We start from the raw sequence: 16,289 nt of genomic DNA, 5'->3' as shown, positions 1-16,289 counted from the left end.
CAGGCTCCTGTCAGCTTTGTCGCGCATCGTTGCTGTCACGTTAGCCGCAAAAAGGAGTTTGGCCCATGAAGAAGACCGTGACAATTCTGGGATTTCTCGCGGTGTTTCCGGCTGGTGCCGCGTTGGCGGACGATGACTGTTTTGTGCCGATGGCCGATTGGAAACCGCGCGATGCCGTGGCCCAGATGGCCGAGGAGAAGGGTTGGACCGTGCGCCGCATCAAGATCGACGATGGTTGCTACGAGATCCATGGCCGCGACGCGACTGGCCGACGGATCGAAGTGACGGTCCATCCGGCGACGCTCGAGGTGATCGAGGTCGAATATGAGGATGAAGACGATGAGTGACGCAAACCCGCGAACGATGGCGCAAACCGACACGCGCAAAGCCGCAGGGATCAAGGTCTGGGACCCGGTGGTGCGGATGTTTCATTGGAGCCTTGTCGCAGCTTTCGCCGTGGCGTGGCTGAGTGCCGAGGAACTCGACAGACTGCACGAAATTGCGGGGTATGTCGTCTTTGGCCTGATCGCCCTGCGCGTCATCTGGGGCTTTGTCGGAAGTCACTATGCCCGGTTTGCCCAATTCGTGAGAGGCCCCCGTGCGCTCGTATCCTATCTTGGGGACATGGCACGCGGCACCGAGCGGCGCTACATTGGCCACAACCCGGCGGGTGCAGCCATGGTGATAGCCCTTCTGGTGACGCTCTCGGGCACCGCCTTTACCGGTTGGCTCATGGCTGAACCGGACCGTCTGGCCCTCTTGCCCGATATGCCACAGATCGTCGCCCCCGCCTGGGCCGATGATGACGGCGACAGGGAATCCGGGGCCGAAGGCGTGCTGGAGGAAGTCCACGAAACACTGGCCAACCTGATGCTCGTGTTGGTGGCGCTGCACGTCGGCGGTGTCGTGTTGGCCTCGGTCCGGCACCGCGAAAACCTTGTTCGGGCGATGGTCACAGGGGAAAAACGTGGGGCCGGTCCCGATGATATTGGCTAAGGGGCGACATACAGCAAATCTTGGCCGCCCCTGAGATTGCAACTGGCCTCGCAGTCCACTGCGGGGCCTTTTTCTTGCTTACGTCAAGCTGAAGCGAAAAACGCTGTGATGTCAGGGTTTCCTCAGGTCGGCGCACGAATTTGGGTGCAGCAGACGAAAGGAGACCCTGCCATGAAAAAGACCCTGACACTTCTTGTCGCCTCGACCGCATTGACCGCCGCCATCGGTGTCCCGGCTTGGAGTACGATGCGCGTCTCTGGCGGCGAGGACCTCTGGCCGCTCGCTGCGCATTTCGACGAGGGCACGCAAGCGCTGCCCCTCGTGCGTGTGAGCGGTGATGACGACGACGACCGTGATGACCGGGACGACGATGATGACGACGACGATGATGATGACGACGATGACCATGATCGCGGTGGTGCCCGCAATCCAGCCCCCGCCGGCACCGTCGCCCCGCCGCAGAACGGCCTTTTCGGTACCGGCACCCCGCCGCAAGTCAAGGTCAATTGATCCATCCTGCGGCGCGGCGGAAGCTGCTGCGCCGCACGTTGAACGTCACACACTGAAACAAGGAATTCATAGATGAAATCGCTTCTCGCAACCCTCGCCCTGACCACCGCGCTGACGCTTCCCGCGATTGCCATGGCCCGTCCCGTGACGCTGACCACGGCGCTGACCAATTATGGTGGAGATGGTGCATATCTCGCGCTCTACGTCACGGATGCGTCCGGGGCCTATGCCGGTAGCCTGTGGATGGCAGGCGGAAAATCTAAATATTACAAACATCTGAGCGACTGGTATCGCGCCACGGGTGGCGACACGGCGCAGGTCAACGGCATCACGGGCGCCAGCGTCGGGGCGGGTCGCACGCTTGAAATCACACTTGATCTGGCGGATGCGCTCTTTGACGCTGGCTATACGCTCCACATTGATGCGGCCGTCGAGGACATGCGCGACAGCCCCAATGAGGTGGCTGTGCCCTTGACCACCACGGGCGCAGGCGCGCCGGTGCCGGGTCGCCGCTACGTTGCCAGCTTTGCCTACGATATGTGAGGACAGGGACCATGATCCGCGCATTCCACCGCTGGCCGGGTCTGTTGGCCTTGGCGCTCGTTTGCATCCTCTCCCTGAGCGGCGCGGCGCTGTCGGTCTTTCCTGCGGCCGAGCGTTTGACCGCACCGCAGGCAGAGACACGGCTGACGGTTGCGCGCCTGGCGGATCGTATTCAGGCCGTCTATCCGGGTGTCGAACAGATCCGGCGCGCGCCTTCGGGGAGGATAACGGCCTATTGGTTCGATCAGGGCGCGCCCGGTGCCGCCGTGATCGACCCCGCGACCGGGCAGGGCGTGGCCGCGGCCGATCCAAGCCAGGTCCAGCGTTGGCTCACCAACCTGCACCGTTCGCTGTTCCTGGGGGATGCCGGTCGCATCACCATGGCGATAGGGGCAGCGGCGCTCTTGGTTCTTTCGGCCTCGGGCGGGGTGCTGGTCATGCGCCGGGTGGGGGGCTGGCGGAACTGGTTTGCGCGGTTGCGCGGGCCGCGCGCCCATCGTTTCCATGTAGAAGTCGCGCGCATTGCGGTGATCGGCCTTGTCCTGTCGTCCAGCACGGCCCTCTGGATGGCGGCCTCGACCTTTGATCTGCTTCCGGACAGTGATCCCGCGCTTGCCATGCCGGCAGAGGTGAGCGGAGAGACCGGGGTCGCATTGGCCCGTATCCCGGTTCTGAACCAGACGCCTGTGAGCGCTCTTCGCGAATTGAATTTTCCCTTCCCGGGCGATGCGACGGATGTCTACACGCTGCGGACGGATCAGGGCACCGGGTATCTTGATCAGGGCACGGGCGCGCTTTTGGGGTGGGCGGACCTGGCCGGATGGGCGCGTGTGTCGGATACCCTTGTCATGCTGCACACCGGACAGGGTGCAGCGGTGCTGGGGCTGATCCTTGGCCTCTTGGCGCTTGGGGTGCCGGTGATGGGCGTGACGGGCGTTTGGGTCTGGCTTGCCGGGCGACGTGGGCGGCCTCGGATACGGGGCAACATGTCGATGGCACGCGCCGATACGATCGTCTTGGTCGGCAGCGAGGGGGGCAGCACCTGGGGCTTTGCCGCGACATTGCAGGCCGCGCTGAAACGGGCCGGGCACCGCGTTCATGTCGGCGCGATGTCAGGCTTTGCTCCAGAGCGCTATGATGCCGCCGAGAGGATCATTCTGCTTGCCGCGACCTATGGCGACGGGGCGGCACCGACCTCTGCCACCGGGTTTCTTGAGCGGTTGCGAAAGGCCGAAACTGCCCGCCGCATTCCGCTGGCCGTGGTTGGCTTTGGCGACCGGACCTTTCCGGCCTATTGCGCCTATGCTGAAGAGGTCGCCGCGGTGGCCCTGGCACAGGGTTGGGCCCAACTTGTGCCGCTGGATACGGTCGATCGCCAGTCGCCGCAGGATTTCGCCCGCTGGGGCCGCGCGCTAGGCGAGGTTCTGGGGTGCGACCTCGACATGGCGCATCAGCCTGTGCTGCCGCACACCGAGACGCTGACGCTCGTGTCTCGCCGGGATTACGGTGCCGAGGTTCAGGCACCAACCGCGATCCTGCGGTTTGCCCTGCCGAAGCTCACGCTCTGGCAATGGCTGACCGGGGGCGGCTTTGCCCGGTTCGAGGCTGGCGATCTGATCGGCATTCTGCCTGAGGGCAGCGCGCTGCCTCGGCTCTATTCGCTTGCCTCTGCGCGCCGCGATGGATTTCTCGAGATTGTCGTGAAGAAACAGCCCGGTGGCCTTTGTTCCGGTCAACTCGCGGCGTTGGAGCCGGGGGACACGGTGCGCGCGTTTCCACGCCCCAATCCCGGTTTTCACGCTGGGCGGGACCGCGCGCCGCTGATCCTGATTGGTGCGGGCACCGGCATCGCCCCATTGGCAGGGTTCGTGCGTGGTAATGCCCGCCATCGGCCCATTCACCTGTTCTTTGGCCTGCGCCATCCCGACAGCGATTTGCTCTATGACGAAGAGATGCCTCTTTGGCAGGCACAGCGGCGGCTGACGCGGCTGGTTACGGCGGTCTCGCGCTCGGCGCGGCCCCGTTATGTGCAGGACGCGTTGCGCGGTGACGCCGCCGAGGTTGTGCGCCTCATCTGCGACGGAGCCCGCGTGATGGTCTGTGGCGGGCGCGACATGGCGGCGGGTGTGGCCGATGCGTTGGCTGACATTCTGGCGCCAGCCGGGCTTTCGCCTGCGATGCTCAAGGCGGAGGGGCGGTATGTCGAAGACGTTTACTGAGCGCGGGCGCGTAGCGCTCAACGGTGCAACGATGGGCACGCGGTGGTCGGCGCTGTTCTTCATGGAACCCGGTTCCGACACGGGCGCGATCAAGGCCGCACTGCAGGCGGCGGTCGATGAGGTGGATAGGCAGATGTCGACCTGGAAGTCGGAGAGCGACCTGATGCGCCTGAACAGGGCACCGGTGGCTCAGTGGGTGGCGGTGCCCGCGCGGCTGGCAGAGGTCTTGCGCCTTGGCCTCAGCATCGGAAAGGCCTCAGGTGGGGCCTTCGATATTGGTATGGGCGATGCTGTCACGGCCTGGGGGTTTGGACCGGATGCGCCCACGCCCGAGGGCATTCGCGCGGCGATGGCCGAGCGAAGATGCCCGGCGCATGAGGTGCTGGAGATTGACGGCTTGCGGGCCTGCAAGCGTGCGCCCATTGCGATTGACCTCAATGGAATTGCCAAGGGTTACGGGGTCGACCGGCTGGCTGAGGTCTTGCGCGGTCATGGCGTTTCCGATGGCCTGGTCGGGATCGACGGCGAGATGCGTGCGTTTGGTCTGCGGCCCGATGGGGAGGCCTGGACCATCGCCGTCGAATCGCCGGACAGTGCGCGCCGAACGCCCCACTCCATCCTCGCGCTTTCAGATGCCGCCGTGGCCACCTCGGGGGATTATCGCCACTGGGTCGAGGTGCGGGGGCGGCGTCTGTCGCACACGATGGACCCGACGCGCGGCGCGCCCCTGATGGCCGCGCCCGCCTCTGTCACCGTTGTGGCCCGGACCTGTGCAGAGGCCGATGCCTGGGCGACAGCACTGATGGTGCTGGGGCCGGATGCGGGTGCCACGCTTGCGCGACAGCGTGGGCTTGATGCGCTCTTCCTCTTGCGGGAGGAGGGGCAGTCCCTGCGAAGCATCGGGGTTGGGCGATTGTTTTCCACGGATCCGATGTCTCAGAGCCTTGAGGCAGGACGGTAGGGCGCAGACCACCGTCCTCAGGCCCTATGCCCGGATTGCCATGCATCGCGTGCCTGTTCAGGCTGCACTGGATCTCGCCTGCCGCGCGCTGCCAAGCTGGATGACGGTCGTGTTCCGCTTGCGCAGGTGACTGGGCAATCGCACCCGGGTGCTCTCATCGACCTCGGGTGCCAGCAAGAGCAGCTTGGGTTGCGCAAGCCGGACACGGGCAAGGCTGAGCGCAAGACGCTCGGTGTGGGTCAGGTTCTTGCCGCCCTCCAGAACGGTTCCGCTCAATCCCCCCAGCCGGTCGAGCAGGGGGCCGAGCCCCAGGTCGCGCGCTAGGTGCTCTAGCGTTTCCTCCTCCGGGCGATGGTCACACCCCATCAAGAGGGCGCGGCGCAAGGACCCTTGCAAAAGCTCGGGGGTCGCGCTGAGGCACTGCACATTGCGGCGCAGGCTGCCGCGGCTCAGATCGCGCAGGTCAACGCCGGACAGCAGTATCCGCCCCGCAGTTGGCGTATCGAGCCCAAGCAGCATGTCGCGGACAGCCTGCGCATCGAACTCGTCAATGGCCAGATAGGCTTCTGTTCCGCCCTTGGTGTGCAGGGTCAAGATCTGCCCGGATGGCAGGGGCACATCCTCGAACGTGACATCGACCGGCCCTTTTGGCAGACCCTGACCAGCCCGGTAGAGATCGCGTTTCTGTCGCGACAGCGCGGCATGCGCCTTGATCGCGGCGGCCCGAAAGGCGGCCCGATGGTTCCAGACCCCCCCCAGATCGCGCAGGGGCGACAGCAAGAGGCCGAGAACGGCCAGCGCAGCGGCAATGTTGCCTGGTCCCAGCCCCGCGCGGTGCCCCGTCAGAATGACCAGCGCCGCGGCAATCCCCGCCGCGAGATCGGGCAGGGCGTTGAGGGTTTCGGCACTCAGGCGATGGCGCAGGGCGGCACGGATCATCGCCTCTGTGCGCTTGTCCAGCTGGGCCAGTTCCTTGCCGCGTCGGCCCAGGCGGTCCAGCCGTGGTGCCAGCGGCATCCGCTCGGCCATGTCGGCTGCGATCCGGGCGCGCCGCACCCGCAGACGGCGCTGCAACGGGATCAGCCGCAAACCCCCAAGCGCGATGGCAAGCAGAGTGATCCCGAAAACCGGCACCACGGCCAGGGCAAAGATCGGGTCAAGGAGCCAGAGGGTGACAAGCATCGCCGGGATCAGCACGGACCCCGCGACAAGCCGCGGCAGACCCAAGCCCACCCAGTTGCGAAAGGCCGTCATGTCGCCGACAAAGCGCAGCGACATATAGCCGGCGCGCCGCTCTGCCACGGCGCTTGCGGGCATGCGTGCCGCATGCTCGAACAGGGCCGCCCTGATCTGGCGGGCATAGTCCTGACCGATGCTTTCGCCCAGGTATCGTGCGGCGATGCGGGTGACGGCGATCATAGCCCCAGCCCCTGCAAGCACGGTCAGGCCGGTCAGCGACAGCGGGCCGCCGCTGTGCATCCCTTCGAACAGCGCGCGGGTGGCAAAGGCGGCGGCCCCGGCCGCCGCGCCCTGCACCAGGGTCAGCGCGGCAACAAGGGCAAGGCCGCGCCCGCGTCCGCGATCCAGAAGCGGGGGCAACGCCATCACGCGGCCCGCCGATCCGTGCCCAACGCGCGCAAGGCAAAGACATTCGCCTCAGCCGGATCAGCCAGATCGGTTTTGCGCAGGACCGGCACGCCGGTGGCGGTCTCTGCCTCGGCCGCAGCCATCGGTGAACAGCTCAGGATGCCGGTCAGCGCATCGGGGCGCAGCCCGTGCCGGGCCAGTTCGGCCACCCCACCCGCCGCCGCGACGGCATCGCCGCAGGAAAAGATCAGGCCCGACTGCCGCGCGCGCAACCAAGGGTCCGCGACCAATGCGCCGGTCTCACGCTGGAAAAGCCCGTCGGCGATTTCCATGACGGCGATCTGGCACCCCCGTTGCGCCGCATGTCCCAACAAGAGGTCAAGCCCGGCCTTCACCCGCTCGAGCGGTTCGCGGTAGGTCGTGACCATACCCGCGTCAGTGAAATCGGCCACCCAATGCGCCCCGGTGTCGGCATATTCGTTGAAGTCGCCAAAGGCCCCTGTGCCGGTTCCTTTGAGCGCGGCCACCTTGTAGCCCGCCCGCCGCAGCCCAAGCGACAGTTGCGCGGTGGCCAAGGTCTTGCCCGAGTTCATCGCGGTGCCAAGAACAAAGATCACCGGAATGTCGCGGGTGCCGGCGAGGGGCGAAAGGGCATAGCGGTCAAGGTTCACGGGCTTGCCCGCGTCATCAAGCAGGCGGCCAACGGGCAAAAGGCGGGTCGCAGTCTTGATCCGTTCATTTCGGGATACCATCCGCCCGATACAGCCGCCACCTGCCAAGAGGTCGGCCCCTTTGGGATCAATTTCCGCGAGACCTTCGAACTGATCGGGCGCATAGCGCGCTCCACAGGCCAGAACCACCATATCTCCCGGATAGATCAGTGATGGGCGCCCCGTGGCGAGCTGGACACGATGGTGTTGTCCAAGGCTTGCGACCTGGGCCAGGATCAGATCCCCGGCACGGGCTGCGCCAAAGTCGGTGTCCAGTCCGGAAATGTCGGCGTGATCGACCCGCCGGGTCGAAAAGGTCCATTTGGCATCTGCAAGGCAAGAAAGCATGTCATGTGTCATGGGCGTTATCCTGAGGTGAGGGTGTGAGATCAGCTTGCGACTTCGAGGGGAAACCAGCTGCGGGATGTGTTGACGCCTCGGGCCACCTTGGTCGCCAGCCCGGCGTCGCGAATGGCTTGGGTCACGTCATGACCAATCCCCGGCAAATGGGTCAGTGTGATGTCGGGGGTGATCCCCTTGGCCTGCGCCGCTTTGCGGAAGTGCGCGACATAGGTCCGGGCCCTTGCGATCCGTGTCGGCCCCTGAAGACGGTCGAGCCGGGGGGTCTTGCGCAGAGTGTCGTCGCGAAGGGAATCCTCAAGCCCGACGAAGACCTGAACCGGCAGGCGGAGATATGCGCCGAGGGCCTGCTCATGTCGCCGTGCCCAGCACAGGCTTGCGGGATCTTCATCGACCCCCAGCCCATAGGGATAGGCCATGCTGGCATCAGGCAGGCAATACCACCCGGCAGCAGCGAGGCTGAGGCGCCCCACGCGATGCGGATAGAGCATTGCAAAGCGATGGGCGAGTTGTGCCCCCCCGGAATGTCCAAAGATATCGACGGGCCCGGCAAAGGCCGCGTCGCCCTGGGCCAGATGTGACAGCACCGCCAAGAGCGCCTGATCGGGCCGCGCAGCGCGGCAGGGGCGTTGGAAATGCGGCCAGTCCGGTTCGGAAAAATGCGGCACGACCACGACGCGCCCGCTTGTCTCGGCCTCTGGTGTGAACAGATCGACCAACTCATCGGCGTTGCGCGAGATACCGTGGAGAACCACCAGCGGAGACAGGCCAGACCGTCCCGCAGGTGTGATGACCCGTGCGGTCAAGGTGCCGGATGACGAGGCGACCCGATGCGGAGTGACGATTGTTGCGAATGTGTGGCGGTGCATGTGCGTCTCCTGCATGATGTTCTGCTAGGGAAACGGGGCACTCGCAGGATTATTCCACGCGGGCAAAGAATTCCTTGAGGGACCATAGGCTGTGCTCGTGTTGAAATCCGGAGAGGGCGCGTCATCTGTCCTCTCCACAGGTGTTTTGCGAGGGATGACAGCCGCGATGACCGATCTGATTGCGACCCGTGCCGAAGGCGTGGCACGCATGGCCGCTTTTGCGCCGCATATGGGGCGGCGCTATGCCAATGGCCGCAACACGGACCATGGGCCGGGCGCGCATCACGCGGTGTCCGGCCTGTCGCCCTATATCCGGCGGCGTTTGGTGATCGAGAGCGAGGTCGTCGCGGCTGCTCTTGAAGAACATGGTCCCGAACAGTCCGAGAAATTCGTCCAGGAGGTGATCTGGCGCGGATACTTCAAGGGCTGGCTGGAGCACAGACCCCAGGTATGGTCCAGCTATGTGAAGGGGCTTGAGAATGATCTGGCCGCGCTCGACCAGGATCGCCGCCTGCGCCGCGACTTTGAGCGCGCCACAGAGGGGCAAACCGGGCTGGCCTGTTTCGATGCCTGGGCCGCCGAACTGGTCGAAACCGGATATCTGCACAATCACGCGCGGATGTGGTTTGCCTCTATCTGGATATTCACGCTTGGGTTGCCGTGGCGTTTGGGGGCGGATTTTTTCTATCGTCACCTGCTGGACGGGGATGCGGCCGCGAATACCTTGGGTTGGCGCTGGGTGGCGGGGCTGCATACACGGGGCAAGCCTTATCCGGCGCGCGCCGACAATATCGCCACCTTTACCAATGGCCGCTTTGCGCCGCGCGCCAAGGACCTCGCGGAAGTGACCCACGGCCTTGAGGCAACCGAGCCGGAGGGGCTGCCGCCGCTTCAGCCGCTGCGCCCGGTGCAGGCCCCGCAATCCGGTCGCCCCACCTTGCTTTTGCTGACGGATGAAGATTGCCGGGTTGAGGATTTTGATCACGCCATGCTTGATATCCGCGCGGTGGTCATGCTGGCCAGTAGTCAGCTACGTTCGCCCCTGCCTGTGGCCGAGGCGGTTCACCGGTTCGAAGAGGGGGCGTTGAGGGATGCCGCTGCACGGCTGAACATGGATGCCGAGATGGTGCGTGCCGATCATCTCGAGGCTCTGGTCCATCGGGCGGTCAGGGCGGGGGCGACGCAGATTGTGACGCCATATGTCACGCGCGGCCCGCTGTATGACTGGCTCGACGCCGCGCGTCCCCATCTTGCGGGCCGGGAGATTGCATGGGCCGAGTGGCGGCGCGCGTGGGACGTCGCAATCTGGCCGCATGCCACGGCGGGCTTTTTCAAGGTAAAGCAGAAAATCCCGCTAATCCTGAGGGATGCCGGCCTCGTTTGTTAACGCGCGCGCGGTCGGGCGGGATTTTTCGTGCTGCGTCTTGCAAACGTTGCGCGGGAATCACCCGCACCTTCGCTCTGGAAAGCAACGCTCTATTGCTGGGCGGCGCCTCTGGTCGTGGCGTTCTTCGGCAATCTGCTGATGTCGCCGGACAAGAAACAGCCTCCGCGCAAGGAACCGGAGTTCGAGGCTGCCTCGAATGATTGACGCATTCGAGGGGGCTGCTGTCGCAGGTGCCTAGTCGCGCGGTGTTTTGAATTTCCGATTAAGTTTAAAAATTTTGATCGGGAATCTTTATCGTGCTCGATAAACTGGAAATGTTTATAGCCCTTGCAAGGGAATGCCATTTCGGGCGCGCCGCTGAGCGCTTGAACATTGCGCAACCGACACTGTCAGCCGGTATCAAGCAACTGGAAGCGCAGTTGGGCGTGCAATTGGTGCATCGCGGCTCGCGCTATGGAGGGCTGACGCCCGAGGGACAGACAGCACTCAGCTGGGCCAAACGGATTGTCGATGATGCGCGGCAATTGCGCGACGAGATGCGCATCAGTCGGCAGGGCCTGACCGGAGAGGTGCGGCTGGCGGTGATCCCCACTGCGCAAACCTGGGCGGGGCGGCTTTGCACGGCTTTTTCAGAACGTCACCCCAATGTCAGGTTTACCATTCTGTCGCGCAATTCGCGCGAGATCCTGCAAATGCTCGACGATTTCGAGGCCGATGCCGGAATATCATATCTGGAGAACGAGCCGCTTGGTCGTGTCGATACCGCAGAGCTCTATGATGAAAGCTACATTCTCGTGTGTGCCCAAAGGTCTGCGCACGCGAAAAAGACAAGGATGGCATGGTCCGATCTGGACGGGGAGACACTGGCATTGCTGACGCCCGACATGCAGAATCGGCGAATCATCAACCAGTTGTTCGCCGACAACGGTGTGACCCCTGTGACCTGCATTGAATCGAACTCGATCATTGCCCTGGTTGCGAGCGTGGTGTCGGGCCATTGCATGACGGTCCTGCCCGGCGACGTGGCCAGCTTTCTGTCGGCGGGCAAGGACCTCGCGCTTGTGCCGCTCGAAGGGGAAAAGCGACCACAGAAAGTGGGGCTGATCCTGCCGCACTGCGATCCGCGTACGCCGGTTCTATCGGCCCTGATGACCGAAGCGCGGCGCCTGCCTGCGGCCGTTTGATCCAAAACACCTATCGACTCACGGAATGCCGTTATTGATCGGCAACCGGCTCTGTGTGCCAAGGTGGGCCAAATTGGAGGACGACAGCCATGGCCCAACCTGCCACCGTCATCGACGTCGAAGAGATCACCCGGATCATCGACGCTCACGCCCGCCTCGAAGGGCCGCTATTGCCGATGCTGCATGCCTTGCAGGAGGCGTTCGGATATGTGCCGGCGCAGGCACATGCGCCGATCTGCGATAGGCTGAACATCACGCGCGCCGAGCTGCATGGCGTGATCACTTTCTACCACGATTTCCGCGAAAAACCTGCCGGGCGTCATGTGCTCAAGATCTGCCGCGCCGAGGCTTGCCAGTCCGTTGGCGGTGCTGCCATGGCGGACGCGCTTCTGGCCAAGTTGGGTCTGAATTGGCACGGCACAACGGCGAATGGCGCGGTGACGATCGAACCTGTCTATTGCCTTGGCCTTTGTGCCTGCGCGCCGGCAGCGATGGTCGATGACCGGGTCGTGGGGCGCGTCGATGCGGCAAAACTGGACAAGCTGCTGGCGGAGGCAGGCGCATGAAGATTTACGTACCCATGGACAGTGCCGCAAAGGCTCTGGGGGCCGAGGAGGTGGTTGCCGCCCTGCGTGCCGCCACCCCCGAGGCGCAGATCGTGCGCACCGGTTCACGCGGGATGATCTGGCTGGAACCGCTGGTCGAGGTCGAAGTGGACGGTGTGCGCCACGGTTTTGGCCCGACGGACCCGTCCGACGTGACGGGCATCCTGGACGGCACCAGCGCCAAGGCGCTTGGCCCGGTCGAAGATCTCGACTGGATGAAGCGCCAGACCCGCCTCACCTTCGCCCGTGTCGGTGTGATCGATCCTCTGTCGCTGGCCGATCATCAGGCGCATGGTGGCCTTGTCGGACTACGCCGCGCGCTGGCCATGACCGGGCAGGAGATCGTCGACGAGGTCAAGACGTCCGGTTTGCGTGGACGGGGCGGCGCGGGCTTTCCCACCGGCATCAAGTGGCAGACCGTGCATGATGCCGACGCGCCGCAGAAATACATCGTCTGCAACGCCGACGAGGGCGACAGCGCCACGTTTGCCGACCGCATGGTGATGGAGGGCGACCCCTTTACCCTGATCGAGGGCATGACCATCGCGGGAATCGGCGTTGGTGCCACCAAGGGCTATGTCTACCTGCGGTCGGAATACCCGGACGCGATTGCCGTTATGACCCGCGCGGTCGAGATTGCCCGCGCCGAAGGGCTGCTGGGGGCCAACGTGCTGGGATCCGGCCGAGCCTTCGACATGGAAATCCGCAAGGGTGCGGGCGCCTATGTCTGCGGCGAGGAGACGTCTTTGCTCAACTCGCTCGAAGGCAAACGCGGCGTGGTGCGTGCCAAGCCGCCGCTGCCCGCGCTCGAAGGGTTCCTTGGGCGTCCGACCGTGGTGAACAACGTGATTTCCCTCGCGACCGTGCCGGTGATCTTCGAGAGGGGCGCGCAGCACTACGCCGATTTCGGCCTTGGCCGGTCGCGTGGCACCGTGACGCTCCAGATCGCGGGCAATGTGGCGCGCGGCGGGCTGTTCGAGACCGCCTTTGGCATCAGCCTTGGCGATGTGGTGAATGACCTTGGCGGCGGCACCCTTTCGGGCCGCCCCGTCAAGGCGGTGCAGGTCGGTGGACCGCTAGGGCCCTATATGCCTGTGTCAAAATTCGACACACCGCTGGGCTACGAAGAATTCGACGTGGCGGGCGGCTTGATCGGCCATGCCGGGCTGACCGTTTTCGACGACACGACCGACATGCTGGGCATGGCGCGCTTTGCCATGGAATTCTGCGCGGTCGAAAGCTGTGGCAAATGCACCCCCTGCCGGATCGGGGCGGTGCGTGGCGTCGAAACCATCGACCGGATCGCGCAGGGCGACGCCGACGCGCTGCCGCTGTTGGCCGACCTGTGCGAGACCATGAAGGACGGCTCGCTCTGTGCGCTGGGGGGCTTTACCCCGTTCCCGGTCATGTCCGCCGTCACCCATTTCCCCGACGATTTCGCTCGCCTGAAGGAGGCCGCCGAATGAAGGATTTCATCATTCCTGACGACCGCGATATGGGCACGCCCGCCAAGACGGGCAAGCCGGTCACCCTCACCATCGACGGCTTTGAGGTCACCGTGCCCGAGGGCACGTCCGTGCTGCGTGCGGCGGCCGAAATCGGCATCCAGATCCCCAAGCTCTGCGCTTCTGACAATCTTGAGGCGTTCGGATCCTGTCGTCTCTGCGCGGTGGAAATCGAAGGGCGCCGAGGCACGCCCGCCTCTTGCACCACGCCGGTTCTGCCGGGCATGGTTGTCGACACCAACTCGGCCAAGGTGCGCAAGATCCGCAAGGGCGTCATGGAGCTCTATATCTCGGATCATCCGCTGGACTGCCTGACCTGCTCGGCCAATGGCGATTGCGAGCTCCAGGACATGGCGGGGGCGGTCGGCCTGCGCGATGTGCGCTACAAGGCACCGGAACATGGCGGTATGGCCAACCACTTTGCCGCGCGCAACACCAGTGGCGAGGCTAATCCCGAATGGCTGCCTAAGGACGATTCCAACCCCTATTTCAGCTACGATCCGTCCAAATGCATCGTTTGCAACCGCTGCGTCCGCGCTTGCGAAGAGGTGCAGGGCACCTTTGCGCTGACCATCGCAGGGCGCGGGTTCGACAGCCGCGTGTCGGCGGGCGGGGCAGGGGATGACTTCCTGTCCTCGGACTGCGTGTCCTGCGGTGCCTGCGTGCAGGCCTGCCCGACCGCGACGCTGCAGGAAAAATCCATCATCGAGATGGGCACGCCGGATCGCTCTGTCGTGACCACCTGCGCCTATTGCGGCGTGGGCTGCTCGTTCAAGGCGGAATTGCAGGGCGATGATCTGGTGCGCATGGTGCCCTACAAGCACGGCAAGGCCAACCGCGGGCATAGCTGTGTCAAGGGCCGGTTCGCCTATGGCTATGCCAACCACCGCGACCGCATCCTGAACCCGATGATCCGCGACACGATTGACCAGCCCTGGCGCGAAGTCAGCTGGGACGAGGCGCTGAGCTTTGCCGCGAACCGCTTGCGCGGGTTGCAACAGACCTATGGCAAGAAGTCCATCGGCGTCATCACCTCAAGCCGCTGCACGAACGAGGAAACCTATCTTGTGCAGAAACTGACGCGCGCAGTCTTTGGCAACAACAACACGGACACCTGCGCGCGGGTCTGCCATTCGCCCACCGGCTATGGTCTGGGCCAGACCTTTGGCACTTCTGCCGGGACGCAGGATTTCGACAGCGTCGAACAGACCGACGTCGTCATCGTCATCGGCGCGAATCCGACCGACGGTCACCCCGTCTTTGCCAGCCGGCTGAAAAAGCGCCTGCGCGCCGGTGCGAAGCTGATCGTCATCGACCCGCGCCGCATCGACCTTGTAAAGTCGGCGCATATCCAGGCGGCGCACCACCTTGCCTTGACACCCGGCACCAACGTCGCAGTCGTGACCGCGCTGGCGCATGTGATCGTGACCGAGGGGCTCATGGACGAGGCTTTCATCCGCGAGCGCTGCGACTGGGATGAGTTCCAGGTCTATGCCGAGTTCGTTTCGGACGCGCGCCACTCGCCCGAGGCGACCCAGCTTCTGACCGGGGTTCCCGCAGGGGAACTGCGCGCGGCGGCCCGCACCTTTGCCCGTGGTGGCAATGGCGCAATCTATTATGGGCTGGGCGTGACCGAGCACAGCCAAGGCTCGACAACCGTGATGGGCATCGCCAACCTCGCGATGCTGACCGGCAACATCGGCCGCCCCGGTGTGGGCGTGAACCCGCTGCGCGGTCAGAACAACGTGCAAGGTTCCTGTGATATGGGGTCTTTCCCGCACGAATTGCCTGGGTATCGCCATGTAAAGCTGTCCGAGGCGCGCGAGATATTCGAGACCACATGGGGCGTCGAGATCGATCCGGAACCCGGCCTGCGTATCCCCAACATGCTGGACGCGGCAGTCGAAGGCTCTTTCAAGGGGCTGTATTGCCAAGGCGAGGACATTCTGCAATCCGATCCGGACACCAAACACGTGGCGGCGGGCCTTGCGGCGATGGACTGCGTCATCGTGCATGACCTCTTCCTGAATGAGACGGCGAATTACGCGCATGTCTTTCTGCCCGGCTCGACCTTCCTCGAAAAGGACGGGACATTCACCAATGCCGAGCGCCGCATCAACCGCGTGCGCCGGGTCATGGCCCCGAAGAACGGCTATGCCGATTGGGAGGTGACGCAACTCTTGGCGAACGCCATGGGGGCCGGTTGGGCCTACACCCATCCCAGCCAGATCATGGATGAAATCGCGGCGACAACCCCATCCTTTGCCGGGGTGGATTATGCCCTGCTCGAGGAAAAGGGATCGGTGCAATGGCCGTGCAATCAAGCGCATCCGGACGGCACGCCGCTGATGCACGTGGATGGCTTCGTGCGGGGCAAGGGACGGTTCATCGTCACCGAATACGTGGCGACAGACGAAAAGACCGGCCCGCGCTTTCCGCTGCTGCTGACCACCGGTCGCATCCTGTCGCAATACAATGTCGGCGCGCAGACAAGACGCACGGACAATGTGGTGTGGCATGAGGCCGACGTGCTGGAGATTCATCCGCACGATGCCGAGAACCGGGGTCTCAACGATGGTGACTGGGTGCGGCTGGCCTCCCGGTCGGGTGAGACGACGCTGAGGGCCAAGTTGACCGATCGTGTCAGTCCGGGCGTGGTCTATACCACTTTCCACCACCCTGATACGCAGGCCAACGTCATCACGACCGACTATTCCGACTGGGCCACCAACTGTCCGGAATACAAGGTGACGGCGGTGCAGGTTTCGCTCTCGAACGGGCCGACGGACTGGCAAGAGGATTACGCGGCGCAGGCGACCCGCGCGCGCCGGATCCTGCCGGCGGCGGAATGAC

Annotated in this window: 15 protein-coding genes; 12 read left to right on the top strand and 3 right to left on the bottom strand. The window is 64.4% G+C overall.

Annotation, left to right across the window (positions count from 1 at the left end):
* Positions 1 to 65: 65 nt before the first annotated feature.
* The 6 genes from MVC20_RS07500 (at position 66) to MVC20_RS07475 (ending at position 5,229) form a co-directional block, all read left to right on the top strand.
* Positions 66 to 347 (top strand): PepSY domain-containing protein, encoded by a 282-nt coding sequence (locus MVC20_RS07500; RefSeq protein ID WP_297539957.1) that lies wholly within the window; start codon positions 66 to 68, stop codon positions 345 to 347.
* Entirely contained in the window at positions 340 to 996 is a 657-nt protein-coding gene (locus tag MVC20_RS07495) for a cytochrome b/b6 domain-containing protein (RefSeq protein ID WP_297539955.1), read from the top strand. Before MVC20_RS07500 ends, MVC20_RS07495 begins: the two co-directional genes overlap by 8 nt.
* A gap of 171 nt (positions 997 to 1,167) precedes the next feature.
* On the top strand, positions 1,168 to 1,506 hold the full coding sequence (locus MVC20_RS07490; RefSeq protein WP_297539953.1) for a hypothetical protein: 339 nt from the start codon (positions 1,168 to 1,170) through the stop codon (positions 1,504 to 1,506).
* A 72-nt stretch (positions 1,507 to 1,578) separates the two neighbouring features.
* Positions 1,579 to 2,049, top strand: coding sequence for a DUF2271 domain-containing protein (locus tag MVC20_RS07485; RefSeq protein ID WP_297539952.1), 471 nt, complete (start codon positions 1,579 to 1,581; stop codon positions 2,047 to 2,049).
* An 11-nt stretch (positions 2,050 to 2,060) separates the two neighbouring features.
* Positions 2,061 to 4,268 carry a PepSY domain-containing protein gene (locus MVC20_RS07480; RefSeq protein ID WP_297539951.1) on the top strand — a complete coding sequence of 736 codons (2,208 nt, stop codon included), beginning with the start codon at positions 2,061 to 2,063 and terminating at the stop codon, positions 4,266 to 4,268.
* Positions 4,249 to 5,229 (top strand): FAD:protein FMN transferase, encoded by a 981-nt coding sequence (locus MVC20_RS07475; RefSeq protein ID WP_297539949.1) that lies wholly within the window; start codon positions 4,249 to 4,251, stop codon positions 5,227 to 5,229. Before MVC20_RS07480 ends, MVC20_RS07475 begins: the two co-directional genes overlap by 20 nt.
* Positions 5,230 to 5,286: 57 nt before the next feature.
* Here the strand turns inward: MVC20_RS07475 and MVC20_RS07470 are convergent, their stop codons facing one another.
* Genes MVC20_RS07470 through MVC20_RS07460 form a run of 3 tightly spaced genes read right to left on the bottom strand, consistent with a single transcriptional unit; the run spans position 5,287 to position 8,755 of the window.
* On the bottom strand, positions 5,287 to 6,834 hold the full coding sequence (locus MVC20_RS07470; protein ID WP_297539947.1) for an ABC transporter ATP-binding protein: 1,548 nt from the start codon (positions 6,832 to 6,834) through the stop codon (positions 5,287 to 5,289).
* Positions 6,834 to 7,886 (bottom strand): hypothetical protein, encoded by a 1,053-nt coding sequence (locus MVC20_RS07465; protein ID WP_297539946.1) that lies wholly within the window; start codon positions 7,884 to 7,886, stop codon positions 6,834 to 6,836. Before MVC20_RS07465 ends, MVC20_RS07470 begins: the two co-directional genes overlap by 1 nt.
* Positions 7,887 to 7,915: 29 nt before the next feature.
* Positions 7,916 to 8,755, bottom strand: coding sequence for an alpha/beta hydrolase (locus MVC20_RS07460; RefSeq protein WP_297539944.1), 840 nt, complete (start codon positions 8,753 to 8,755; stop codon positions 7,916 to 7,918).
* 166 nt (positions 8,756 to 8,921) lie between these two features.
* Between MVC20_RS07460 and MVC20_RS07455 the strand changes: the two genes are divergently transcribed.
* The 6 genes from MVC20_RS07455 to fdhF all read left to right on the top strand — a co-directional run bounded on the left by MVC20_RS07455 (position 8,922) and on the right by fdhF (position 16,288).
* Entirely contained in the window at positions 8,922 to 10,142 is a 1,221-nt protein-coding gene (locus tag MVC20_RS07455) for an FAD-binding domain-containing protein (protein ID WP_297539942.1), read from the top strand.
* Between the two features lie 27 nt (positions 10,143 to 10,169).
* A complete protein-coding gene (locus MVC20_RS07450) occupies positions 10,170 to 10,346 on the top strand; it encodes a hypothetical protein (protein ID WP_297539940.1) in 177 nt (58 codons plus the stop codon).
* A gap of 92 nt (positions 10,347 to 10,438) precedes the next feature.
* Positions 10,439 to 11,326, top strand: a complete 888-nt coding sequence (locus MVC20_RS07445) for a LysR family transcriptional regulator (RefSeq protein ID WP_297539938.1) — start codon at positions 10,439 to 10,441, stop codon at positions 11,324 to 11,326.
* An 89-nt stretch (positions 11,327 to 11,415) separates the two neighbouring features.
* Entirely contained in the window at positions 11,416 to 11,892 is a 477-nt protein-coding gene (locus MVC20_RS07440) for a formate dehydrogenase subunit gamma (RefSeq protein ID WP_297539936.1), read from the top strand.
* Positions 11,889 to 13,397 carry an NADH-quinone oxidoreductase subunit NuoF gene (locus MVC20_RS07435; protein WP_297539934.1) on the top strand — a complete coding sequence of 503 codons (1,509 nt, stop codon included), beginning with the start codon at positions 11,889 to 11,891 and terminating at the stop codon, positions 13,395 to 13,397. The genes MVC20_RS07440 and MVC20_RS07435 overlap by 4 nt, the downstream gene beginning before the upstream one ends.
* The gene (gene fdhF, locus MVC20_RS07430) at positions 13,394 to 16,288 is read left to right on the top strand and encodes a formate dehydrogenase subunit alpha (RefSeq protein ID WP_297539932.1); all 2,895 of its coding nucleotides are present in this window, start codon (positions 13,394 to 13,396) and stop codon (positions 16,286 to 16,288) included. The genes MVC20_RS07435 and fdhF overlap by 4 nt, the downstream gene beginning before the upstream one ends.
* Position 16,289: the final 1 nt, after the last annotated feature.

The sequence above is a fragment of the Roseovarius sp. genome (assembly GCF_027019125.1).
GTDB lineage: Bacteria > Pseudomonadota > Alphaproteobacteria > Rhodobacterales > Rhodobacteraceae > Roseovarius.
This window is presented reverse-complemented; position numbering and strand designations above follow the sequence as displayed.